We start from the raw sequence: 12,004 nt of genomic DNA, 5'->3' as shown, positions 1-12,004 counted from the left end.
AATATAAATAATTATATATTGAGGGAATTTGTATATTTATAGCCATAAAATCCTGTGAATAAATAAAGTAGAAGTTTAATAGATAAATGCTAGCAACACGAAAAACAAAAATTGAGGAACGGCTCTCACAACACGGCATCAACAATTATCAGATCTCTTATCCGGAATACCTGAACTTTGATCACGACCTTTTTGCTACTCCCAGAGAGGTGGGTTGCAGGGTGATGATCCTTACTGCTATTGCTTACACGATACAGGACGAGACAAAGAAATACGGGATTGTTAAATGGTTAAAGGCAGAAAATATCTGGTCGCATGTCAGCGAAAAGGAAGTAGCATACCTGAATAGCAGAACATCAACGGAAGACGAGATACTGGACCTTTCCTGGAAGATAGAAGCTGCCTATATACTGGCCTGGGCGCTTGGACTGGTGGAGGATAAGCCTATGCCAGGTGAAGAGGCCACAGAGGAGCAGATCAATACCATGATCCAGCATCTGCCGGCGTTGGGAGAAGGGCTGGAAGGTTTTCTCAGTAGCCTGAACTTCCGTGACCCGGTCGAGATCTACGACGAGAATATCTTTTACGAACTGACTACCACTCATTTCAGGGATACATTGTTCAGCGGCGGGAAAAGCAGGGCTGACGTACATGTCCCGGCTTCATTTGAGCGGCACATGGCGCTGAACTGGCTAAGACGTTTCATGAGCATTCATGACTGGGACGATACAGATACATCTACCTGATATTATCCTTTCTTTATTTTTCGCCCGGTTACGGGCATGTGATACTCCTTTTCAGGGGTAAGTGGCTATTTTTTCCCATAATTCCGGCCGGCAAACTATATCTTGTTAGTAAAACCATTTTACTATGCAACGAGGGTATGTTCTTCTGGCATTGTTCTTCATATTGCCATTTTCCACCGTTATAGCCCAGGATACTGCGAAAACTTTCCATTTATGGCCTGATGGTGCTCCCGGGTATGAAAACCGGAAAAACGAGCCGGAAGAGGCCAAAGATTACTACGTTAAGAATATTCATAACCCCTCTGTCACCATTTATCTTCCACCGAAAGAAAAAGCGACAGGTGCAGCTGTTGTGATCTGTCCGGGAGGGGGCTTCCGTTTGCTGGTCTATAATTCCGAAGGACGAGACCCTGCCCGTTTCCTGAACAGTATCGGGGTGGCGGCTATCATCCTGAAGTATCGCTTATTCAGGGAGGAGAACTCTTCTTATACACTGGAGAAGGAGATCCGGCAGGATGCATACCGGGCCATGCGTTTCGTACGTAGCCATGCTGCCGAATGGGGTGTTGACACTAACCGGGTCGGTATCTGGGGATTTTCTGCAGGGGGAGAGGTCGTATCGCAGGTGGCATATGGTCCGGGTTACGGGAATCCCCATGCTAAAGACCCGATCGACCGTCTGAATGGCAAACCTGATTTCCAGATATTAGTATATCCGGGTCCCCTGGGCATTCCTGAAAAGGTGCCTTCAGATGCACCTAAAGCCTTCCTGATCGCTTCTAATGATGATGAATGTTGTTCTGCCCCTATTGTTAGTCTGCTGGAGCGCTACCGGCAGGCAAAGGTGCCTGTGGAGGCACATATCTTCGCTAATGGTAATCACGCCTTCAATATGGGTTACCGTTCAAATCTGCAATCTATCAAGGCCTGGCCCAGTTTACTGACAAACTGGCTGACGGATTGTAAGATCCTTTCGCCCGCACCTTCCTCCGTAAAATAAGACTCCTTCTTTATTTCAGCCTTATCAGATGCCGGTTCATATGGTGGCTGATAAGGCTTTATATTTTGAGACTTCTTTCCAATAACTCATTTATAAGCTGTAGTTAACCCATATATAACCCGTATATAATCCGTATCTTTTAGATATGGGTTATATACGGGTTATATATGGGTTATATACGGGTTATATATGGCTTATATACGGGTTATATACGGGTTATCTCTGAGAAAGCGCTATGACAGGGTATTTGCAAGGACAGTATAAATAGATATCTATGTACTATTAATTATAGCATGCTATTATAGTATATATTTAAATGTTATATGATGTCTGAAGACATTCTCAGGCAATAAAAAATATATCGGTATTTGACATTTTAATGACATTATTAGAGAGTGAGTACAGCCCATCGACAGGGCATAATCGATAAATTTGCATCGATGAATAAGAAATTAGACATTAAAAGAATTGAAAAGATCTCCAAAGCTTTAGGTGACCCATATCGTATCAGGATTGTAGAAGCTATCCGGAAAGAATCGGATTGGACGCCATGTACGATGGTCCTCGAGATGCTTGACCTTGCACAATCTACAGTGTCGCATCATATTAAGCAGCTGGTAGATGCGGATCTGCTGATAGCTGAAAAAGAAGGCCGTAATACCAAATACAGGATCAATAAAGAGGTTTTTGAGGATTATATAAGGTTCCTGTCGCTCTTCACTGCATAACGTTTATTTCCCCTTCTCCGGACTATGCGCAACAATTACGAAACATTAGATAACCCGGTATGGCATGCATTACAAACGACACATAAGGCGTTTGCACAAGGAACTCCTGCCGTTCGGCGATATGCAGCAGGTACACTGCAATTCGTTGGATGTGCTGACCCTCTGCATGCTGATCTGAATGAAATATTACCCTGGACTTCTGCCGGAGAAAAAATGATCATCATTGGTGAGTTACCTCCTTTGCCGGATAACTGGAAACTGCTTCGTCAGTTAGATTGTATACAGATGATCTGTGATCAACCAGTATCGCTGCTAACTCCTGATGTTGTTCCGCTGGATGATGTTGAAGAAATGCTGGCACTTGTTAACCTGGTACAACCAGGATTTTTTTACAGGGATACTCCTTTGCTGGGGAATTACTTTGGTATTCGACAGGAAGGAAAGCTGGTTGCCATAGCCGGTGAACGCACGAAGATAACAGGACTGGTAGAAGTGAGCGCCGTTTGCACCCATCCAGAGTTTACCGGAAGAGGATATGCACAACAGTTAGTAGCTCATATTGTGAACAGGAATGTGGCGAATGGAGATGCGTTGTATCTACATTTTCTGACGAGTAATGACAGGGCGAGAAAGGTGTATGAGCGACTTGGGTTTAGTGACAGGAGGGCAATTGTTTTTTGGGAGGTTGTGAGGGAGAGATGAGTCCCGGGAATACTTAACACACAACAATATCCAACCAATTAACATAAAGTTTATTCAAATGAGGATATTCGATCTTCATCGAATGTATTCAGGATTATAACTATTAAATCAAGGTGATAATTTTTCTTTTATCTTTTTTGATTTCAAGTCAGGAGAAAAAGTAATATGCCCGTAAGAAAAAAAGTCGCGATGTTAAAATAACAATATCGTCAATATTAAATAACGTCAAAGGACCATTCAAAAAATCTGTGCATTTGAATACGCAGGCTGATTTATACTATTGAAATCATTAAATTGCACCCCTTGAAAAAGCCATTTTTCTTACTGTTAACAACCAATCAAGTCTCACTTTATGAGCATTACAACCATTATCTGTACCTTACCTGAAATTCGTCATCAGTTAATTCAACTCATCCAGGACGAATTTTCAGTTCCTCAACAAATTTCGGAGAAGATATATGAGAAAAGATTAGATCCACACTTTCGAAGGTTTAAACCTAATATCTGTTTCGTAATTGAATATCCTTATGTGGATAGAGTTTACCGGGATAGCTATTACTCTTACTTTTCTTCAAAGCTAGGTGACTATAAAAAAGATTGCATCAGGTTATCTTTTTTTAGTGAAGAAGTGACAATAGATAAATTCAGGGATCAAGCTCAGTTCTCAGAACTTAGAGATTGGTATCTCGGATTTATGATACTAAGGCCTACAGTACCCAATGTTGTTGGTAGAAGCGTGATTTCACCTCTAGCATTAACGCAACATGACTTTTTATGTGTAACTGGCAAATTTCAAACTACAGTATGCTCAGTTAAATTTGAAGTATCTGGCTTCCCTCATTCTTCTCAGGATACAGAAACTATTACATGCGCAGAAACTTCTATTTGGGCCGTTATGGAATATTTCGCGTCTAAATATCCGGAATATAAGCCAGTACTTCCGTCGGCAATTATCAGTACCTTAAAAAACTGTTCCAATTTTCGGCAAATACCATCTGAAGGCCTTAATATAGATCAGATGGGATATGCTTTAAGGGAGTTTGGATTTGGAACTAAGATCTACTCCAAAACCAAATTTGGTGATAGATTCGAAAATTTGTTATCCTCATATATCGAAAGTGGTTTGCCTTTGATAGCTGCTATATCGAATGTACATAATGGGGGTACTGTAGGACATGTCGTACCAGTTGTCGGACATAATGGCTCAACTAATGCAGACATTGACCAATTACAGGAAAAAAACGAACATGATGCTAAAATAGCTTCGCTTTTGAAGCAAAGAAAAATTGTGATAATTGATAATGATGATATAGAAAGAGATTTTGTCTTGGTTGATGATAATCATCCGGTTTATCAGCTCGCTCTATTAAAGCGTCCGGTACAATACTATCAAAATTCGGTTTGGGCTGGATGTGAGATAGTTCACTTTTTAGTTCCATTGTATCCGAAAATATATCTGGACGCATTTGTAGCAAAGAAATATATCAAAACATTCCTGCTAGAGAATCAGCTTAATATCCCGGAGGGGACCGAACTTTTTTGTAGAATCTTTTTGACATCCAGCCGGTCCTATAAAGATTTCTTATCGCATGATCAGAGTTTTAACCCTGATTTCAGAGACTTCATTCTGGATACCTCGATGCCGAAATTTATTTGGGTTGGAGAAATTTCATCCAGAACGCTAATAAAACGAAAAAAAGCAAATGGACTTATAATAATCGACGCTACGGAACCTAAATTAACTAATTTTAATGCACTTATAGTTAGCGGTTATAATGACTGTTTTTATTATCGTGATGAGGGCAGTAAGGAATTAGTTAAGAATTCACTATCTTTGGGAGAATTTAACATATATACTAATAACTTGAGGAGCTTCTGATATGGCAAGTAAAATTAATAGGCGAGAAGAAATTAAAGCCAGATTATTTGCGGAAGGAAAAGCCGAAATAATGGACTCTTCCGAGGCATCAGAGATCAGAGAATCCATTAATGAATATATGGAACTAGTAAAAAGGGAATACCTGCAAAAGGAACGAGAATCTCAAATAGAGGCATCTCTACTTGTGTTAACAACATAAATCTATTACATTATTTAGAAAGGCCGCCATTTGGTGGCCTTTTTTTATCCCCACCTTTTTCCGCATAGCGTAAATCTTTTTTCCATTTGCGTAAATCATGAGATAGTTTCTTTAAGAATTTCGCGGTAGGTGTAAATACATCCGTCATTAAATTTTGTAAAGCAAATTATCCTCCATGAGAAAATATCTACTGATATTCTTCTGTTTACTGTTATGCATGAACTTTAATGCGCAGGCGCTTGATGAAGCCTCCGGCACTATTACCGGTTATGTAACCACATCTGATGGTGCACCAGCTGCCGCTGTTACTGTAGAGATAGAAGGTATGAAGCGTAACACCATTACCAACAGCAAAGGGTTCTTCCAGATTAAAAATGTAGCCGCTGGCACTCACCGTGTACGGATCTCTTTGATAGGTTATGAAACCGCTATTAAAGAAGTGATTGTGCAGGACAATGCCACCGTTGCTATAGAAATGCAATTGAAAATCTCCAACACGCAACTAAAAGAAGTTGTCGTATTGGACAGCCACAATAAAGTGGCGGATAAGAGCAGTGACTATGTCGCCCGTTTGCAGCTTGACAATCTTGAGAACCCGCAATCTTATAGTGTAGCTACCAAAGAACTCTTACAGGAAAAGAACGTCATGAGTTATGAAAGTGCCGTGCGTTCCATACCTGGTATGGTATTGAGCGCAGAAGACTATCAGGGATCTTCCAATGCCTTTGTACGTGGTTTCTCTACAAACCCATACATCCGTAATGGGATCTATTTTATGAACCTTGTGTCGGGAGATCCGCAGAATATTGAGCGGCTGGAAGCTATCAAAGGTCCTTCTGGTACGCTATATGGATCACAGGGTATAAGTTATGGTGGATTGATCAACAAGGTTACCAAAAAACCTTTCAGCACCCGTGCGGGAGAGGCCGGATTGAGCGTCGGTGGTTTTGGATTCAGCAGGTTGATTGCAGATATCAATACACCGGTAAATGAAGATAACATAGCCCTGCTTCGTGTGAATGCGGCCGCTACCTGGCAGCAAAGCTTCCCGAATAACGGTACACAACGTACGTTCCTGTTTGCACCAAGTTTCTCCTACAAGATCAATGACAAGCTGGATATCCTGATAGATGCCGAGTTGAATAGCAACAAACGTACAGCACTTATTGCATATCCGGTATATTCTGCAGGAGGTTATACCCGATATGATCAATTGCCGCTCGATTACTTTGCAGGATATGGTTCTAATAAAGCTGATTATCCTCCCAGCACAACCTACAATTTCTATACGCAGATCAATTATAAGTTAGGCAATAACTGGCGCCTGAGCACAAACATTGCTTATAGTGATTTCAATTATAACAGTGGAACTATCGGCCTTTATATGCAGGGACCGGATACGCTGCTGCGCGATATCTACGATTTCTACTGGCAGTATAATAGTGTCGAGATCCAGCCTAACCTTACAGGCGAATTCAAAATCGGCAGCGTAAAGAACAAACTGCTGGTAGGTCTGGATTATCAGGATATACAAACGCTTGCAACAGGTTACTCCATTTATCCGGTAGATACCATTGACCCGCGAGGTCCTTTTGCATCCTTCCCGATAAAGAAAGTGAGAGCATCTGACGCTTACAGCGATTCTTATTATGAGGCGGCTTTCAAACAGAAAACATATGGCGCTTACATTACGGATGTGATCAATTTCAACGACAGGCTAAACCTCCTGTTAAGTTTGCGCTACGACCATTATAAAGATGGCGGTTATCAATACAGTAATACGCCCGGCAGCGATGGAAGTGGTCCTAACACCAGTGCGCTCGCTCCTAAATTAGGTGTGACCTACCAGGTGCTGAAAGACCATGTTACTGTATTTGCCAACTATATGCAGGGACTAAATTATGTCGCACCAGATATGTCGGGTAAAACCTTTAAACCTGAAAGGGCCCAACAGGCAGAGGGAGGTGTAAAGATAGAACTGGCGGATGGTAAACTGTCTTCAACCATGAGTTATTATAATATCAGGGTAAAAGACATCGTGCGTACAGACCCTTCCAATCCTAACACTTCTATTCAGGATGGCACACAGGAAAGTAAAGGAGTTGATGTAGACATTATAGCAAGTCCGGTGAGAGGGTTGAGCATTGTGGCCGGCTATGCTTATAACAACAGCAAATTCCTCAAGTCTGACACTGGCAAGGAAGGCAAACGCCCTTATGGCACACCTGAAAACTCAGGTAATATATGGGTTAGTTATACACTGCCACAATCAGCATTGAGTGGCCTGGGACTGGGCGTTGGTGCGGTATATACAGATGATTTCTTTGGTACTGACGACAACGATATCACCATACCCGGTTATACTGTTTTCAATGCGAACCTGTTCTATAATCAGCCTAAGTTCCGTGCAGCCCTGAGTGTAGACAACGCAGGTGACCGCAGGTACTGGAATGTATTTGGCGCACCACAGATGACAAGAAGGCTGATAGCTTCTTTGACTTTCAGGTTCTAAGTGAAACATATATAAACCTATATAAGCCGGAGCTATTAAACTCCGGCTTTTGTTTTTTTAATTTTCCTGCCAGCATTTTTCAACTCGTTAAGATTAAATTGCAGAAGTACCAAAAGATAATCTTGATAGGGTCAATAAAATAACCCTAAAAAATAATAACCTGCTATTTTGATGGATTATTAAATGCCTGCGAAATAACATACGACACCGACGTTCGGGGATCCGTATCTGGCATTACTAACTTAGCATATTTTATCCCGCTTACTTCACTATTGGGGAGATCTTATTTTCTTCCTTATTACGAGGTTGTATAAGAGTGTCTTTGGGGGGAGTTTTTTTCGATACAGATACAGGAAAGTACTTATCCTTTTCTGGCTTCTTTAAATAAACAAGGATCGATACAATTAGAGCTAGAGACGAAAATATAAATGGAACATATCTGGTCCTGTAGATAAACTGTTTACTTAGAACATCATACTTCTCTTTTTGTATGGACATTTCTTTTTCCCTGGATATTTTCTTTCTTAGGTCTTCAAAGCCGCTGAATTGCCAACCATCATCACTTAGCATAGTACTTTCCTCTATGAAAGGTTTGATCAGGCTCTTTTCAATTAATTCTTTTTTTATAATTATTTTTTGAGTCTCATCATATTCGATTGAATTCCAGTTTAAAATTCCGTTTGATGACTTATGATAGAGGAGTATTTGCTCCGCCATTTTTTCCTGATCCGGGGACATAACAAATTGCGTTTATTCAACTATTGAATGAAGGGAATTATTTAATAATTACTTAAATTTACTAAAATAAGTAACCCCATGCAAAAGAATAGCTCCCAAGGGGAATTAGGCTTCAATATAGATGATAATAACACATTAAGTAATAGAAGTGTATTTACGATTGATTTTACGTCAGAAGATCTATTTGGTCATCATGATGCAGCTTACGAAGAAATATCTCTTCTGCAAAGTTATAGTGTGCGCAGAACTGATTGCCAGGATTTCTTCGATGAGAAACGCCAATTTATGATTCTATGCGCTCCAAAAGGAACAGGTAAAACAACTATTTGCAGGCTTTGGCAGTTGGACATAGACAAAAAAAAGAATACTATTAGTGATGTTAAATTCGATACAGAAGTTTCTCCCGATTTGAAAGACGCATCGTTGACACAATGGATAAGGGCCTGGAAACATCAGATCACGAAGGTAATAATATCTGGTATCGATGAAAAGATATTGCCTGTAGTAGATATTGAGCAAGTGGTTGAAATATCAGAAAGAAAGCAAAACAGGAGAAAGCGGTTATTTGAATTACTAATTGAAAATTTTAATTCGGTTCTTGGTAAAAATACTAAGGCTTTGACATACGAGGAACAAACTAATATGTTGGCCAGGCTGAAAGAAATGAGTGCATATAATATCTGGATTTTTCTTGATGAAATTGACCAGTATTTTACAAAAGAAGAGTATTCCATCAGGAAAGTGGGGGGAATGTTACTTGCGGCAAGAGAATTGACCGGGCATTTGTCTAATTTATACTTAAGGACAACAATTAAACCAAATGTATTGGCGATTCTTTTATCTAAAATTGACAATATCTCCAATATTCGGGAATTAATTGTGAATCTGTCTTGGAACGATGAAGGTATCCGGGCCATTTTGGCGAAACGTGTAGAGAGCTATTTGGAAAGAAGAGGGCTTTACTCAAAAGCGTCTGACCTTTTTCCGATAAAAGAAGTGGCCTTAAGAGAAGAGTGGCTTGTCAGCCAGGTATTCTCGACTAGTAACTTTGACTTGGGAAAGAATAATCGGCCGCCTCATAAAATCCTTTCGGTACTTTCCTTCAGACGCCCAAGATGGTTACTCGATTTGTGCAAAACGGTCACTAGCGGCGTTAAAGATAACAGCGTACGAACAATTAGCTTCGACTACGTTGAAGGCCGCCTACCCGATTACGGAAAGGATCGGATGGTGGATCTTACTACAGAATATGGAACGCAATGTCCACAGTTAAATCTTATTATACAAGGGTTTCGCAACCGTAAGTCTAGTTACTATTATCAGGAACTGGAGGATATGGTACAAGCAAATATAGCTTCGAAGATCAACGTTGAAATTGTGGGAGTATCTGTTCAATGCAGCGGCAGGCAAATTATCCAATTTCTCTTTGAAATTGGATTTATAGAACCAGTGAAATACTTTAAAGATAAATCATATGATGTGATCCATTTTGATAAGTCGCCGAATTTTATTGATGAGGAGGGAACAATTGATGCAAACCAGCCTGACTACGACTTGTTTTGGAAAATTCATCCGGCATTCAGAAATGCGTTGTTTTTAACTAAGCCTTCCAAAAACAACAGAAAATAAAAAGGAGCATTGAAATAACTGTGAATATTATAATGTAAGTTTTTTCAAAAGAAAAAGGCTTTCAGGCATTTGCCCGAAAGCCTTTAATCTGTAAAAGGAATATACTTAACTAACCACTATCAATGATACCCGTTATTCTGTCTCAGCGTAGGCGTACTTCCATTGGTGGAAAGATCGATCTGCCGCTGCGGAATGGCGAAGTATTCATTCGTCCCCTTTGCAAAGCTGGCTCCCTGAATATCCAGTGTTCTTGCCCCTTCAAAATTGAAGAAAGCATTCAGGACCTGGTCGGCGATTCCCCAGCGTACGAGATCAAAGAAGCGGTGCCCCTCCATGGCCAGTTCCAGCTTACGTTCAAAATAAACGGCTTTTAAGGCGTAATCCTGGCCTTTAGAGGCAAAGGTGCCTGCTGGGTAGGGCGCAACCTTATAACTGGCAGCAGGGACGTTAGAAAAGCCATTCATGGGGTTACTATTGTCCTTATACCTGTAAACTGTACTTGCCGGTTTAGCCGCACGTTCCCTGACGAGGTTCACATACGCTTCTGCGGCATCATAATTATGAAGTTGGGCTTCACATTCTGCCGCCAGCAATAGTACATCCGCATAACGGATCAGGTTATAGTTGATGGCATTACCCGGCGCCCATCCACGGGGATCGTAATACTCGTCCTGTGTTGCCTGCCAGTATACGTTCTTTTTAGGAGAGTAATGACCGGCAGTGGAAGCTTCCCTGATCCAGGTATCACCAGGATGTACACCCCAGTCAAGATAGGGAATACCCTGACGGCCTACTGTCCAGTCCAGGCGCGGATCGACGGTTTCTGTATTTACATTATGCGTATTGTAGCTGTCGAGGAAGGGCAATCCCTGGGGATCGGTAATGTAAGAGTTCACGAGGTCCTGTGTTGGCTGAAAAAATCCGCAGCAACTGAAAGGGCCGTTATAGGGATAGTTCAGCATTTGTCCCTGGTTGGCATTGGCCGAAGTACCTGAATTGTCATTGGCATCAAACTGTATGGCGAAAACAGATTCAGAAGTATTCTCGGTAGCAGCGTCGAAATTATCTTCAAAACGGTCCCTCAATGCATAAAGATCACCGCTTGATGTAACACCCTGTGTTGTGATCTGGTCAAAGAGAGGTTTAGCTTCTGTGAACTTGTGCTCAAACATGTATGTCTTCGCCAGATAAGAAGCGGCTGCCCATTTATTGGGTCTGCCTACTTCTGTTTGTGTAATGGCGAGGTTGTCCATGGCGAATTTAAAATCAGCTTCGATCTGAGGCCAGATGTCCTGGTCATTTGGCGCCTTCATATCTGTGGTCTTTTCATCTATCCACGGTACCATGTTAAACATCTTTTTCAGATCGGAATAGTAGTGGCCGCGTAGGAAACGTGCTTCGGCCGCTGCTTCTGTTTTTTCTGCTTCGGTCATGTCGGTAACATCAGGTAGTAGCTTCAGTACAGAGTTACAACGTGTCACACCCTCATAGTTTACCCGCCATTTGTCATTCAGGAAGCTGTTGGTAGCTCCTGCACTGAATCTGGCAAGGTCCAGGGTGGGAGGGGAATCGAAATGATCGCTGCCTTTATGTGCGTCACCGCCACACACACTGCCATAGATCCAGTTGTCGGGAGATACTGCAAAGCCCGCGCCTCCAGACAGATTGGTCATATCGCCATCTGTGAAGTCCTGTCCGTCAAGTGCTGCATAAGCACCTACTAACAAAGCATTGACGCCTTTCTTATTGGCAATGAGCTCTTCTTTCAGAGAAGAGGGGGGGACCCTGTCGAGAAAATCACTGCAGGAAGGCATAAGAATACCTATGCCTGTTATGAAGAGTATCGCTATATGTTTAGTCAGTTTCATGGT

10 protein-coding genes are annotated in these 12,004 nt (G+C 41.5%); 8 read left to right on the top strand and 2 right to left on the bottom strand.

Features of this window, described 5'->3' with window-relative positions:
• The first annotated feature begins 86 nt into the window (after positions 1-86).
• The 7 genes from C7475_RS28560 to C7475_RS28530 all read left to right on the top strand — a co-directional run bounded on the left by C7475_RS28560 (position 87) and on the right by C7475_RS28530 (position 7,766).
• Positions 87-746, top strand: coding sequence for a DUF4272 domain-containing protein (locus C7475_RS28560; protein WP_110056844.1), 660 nt, complete (start codon positions 87-89; stop codon positions 744-746).
• Between the two features lie 124 nt (positions 747-870).
• On the top strand, positions 871-1,746 hold the full coding sequence (locus C7475_RS28555; protein ID WP_110056843.1) for an alpha/beta hydrolase: 876 nt from the start codon (positions 871-873) through the stop codon (positions 1,744-1,746).
• Between the two features lie 440 nt (positions 1,747-2,186).
• Positions 2,187-2,474, top strand: a complete 288-nt coding sequence (locus tag C7475_RS28550; protein WP_110056842.1) for a helix-turn-helix transcriptional regulator — start codon at positions 2,187-2,189, stop codon at positions 2,472-2,474.
• Positions 2,475-2,498: 24 nt separating this feature from the next.
• The gene (locus C7475_RS28545) at positions 2,499-3,176 is read left to right on the top strand and encodes a GNAT family N-acetyltransferase (RefSeq protein WP_110056841.1); all 678 of its coding nucleotides are present in this window, start codon (positions 2,499-2,501) and stop codon (positions 3,174-3,176) included.
• Positions 3,177-3,528: 352 nt separating this feature from the next.
• A complete protein-coding gene (locus C7475_RS28540) occupies positions 3,529-5,055 on the top strand; it encodes a hypothetical protein (protein WP_110056840.1) in 1,527 nt (508 codons plus the stop codon).
• Between the two features lies 1 nt (position 5,056).
• Positions 5,057-5,254, top strand: a complete 198-nt coding sequence (locus tag C7475_RS33355) for a hypothetical protein (RefSeq protein ID WP_110056839.1) — start codon at positions 5,057-5,059, stop codon at positions 5,252-5,254.
• Positions 5,255-5,429: 175 nt separating this feature from the next.
• Complete coding sequence (locus C7475_RS28530; protein WP_110056838.1) at positions 5,430-7,766, top strand: TonB-dependent receptor; 2,337 nt, start codon at positions 5,430-5,432, stop codon at positions 7,764-7,766.
• Positions 7,767-8,027: 261 nt separating this feature from the next.
• On the opposite strand, the gene C7475_RS28525 is transcribed toward C7475_RS28530, so the two are convergent.
• Positions 8,028-8,504, bottom strand: coding sequence for a hypothetical protein (locus C7475_RS28525; RefSeq protein ID WP_110056837.1), 477 nt, complete (start codon positions 8,502-8,504; stop codon positions 8,028-8,030).
• A 78-nt stretch (positions 8,505-8,582) separates the two neighbouring features.
• Between C7475_RS28525 and C7475_RS28520 the strand changes: the two genes are divergently transcribed.
• A complete protein-coding gene (locus C7475_RS28520) occupies positions 8,583-10,133 on the top strand; it encodes a P-loop ATPase, Sll1717 family (protein WP_110056836.1) in 1,551 nt (516 codons plus the stop codon).
• Between the two features lie 119 nt (positions 10,134-10,252).
• Here C7475_RS28520 and C7475_RS28515 read toward each other — a convergent pair whose 3' ends face one another.
• A complete protein-coding gene (locus C7475_RS28515) occupies positions 10,253-12,001 on the bottom strand; it encodes a RagB/SusD family nutrient uptake outer membrane protein (protein WP_233259990.1) in 1,749 nt (582 codons plus the stop codon).
• Between the last annotated feature and the right edge of the window lie 3 nt (positions 12,002-12,004).

It is taken from the genome of Chitinophaga sp. S165 (genome assembly GCF_003182155.1).
Lineage (GTDB): Bacteria > Bacteroidota > Bacteroidia > Chitinophagales > Chitinophagaceae > Chitinophaga.
Note: the sequence above shows the minus strand (reverse complement) of the source record. Positions and strands in the feature narration are given on the sequence as shown.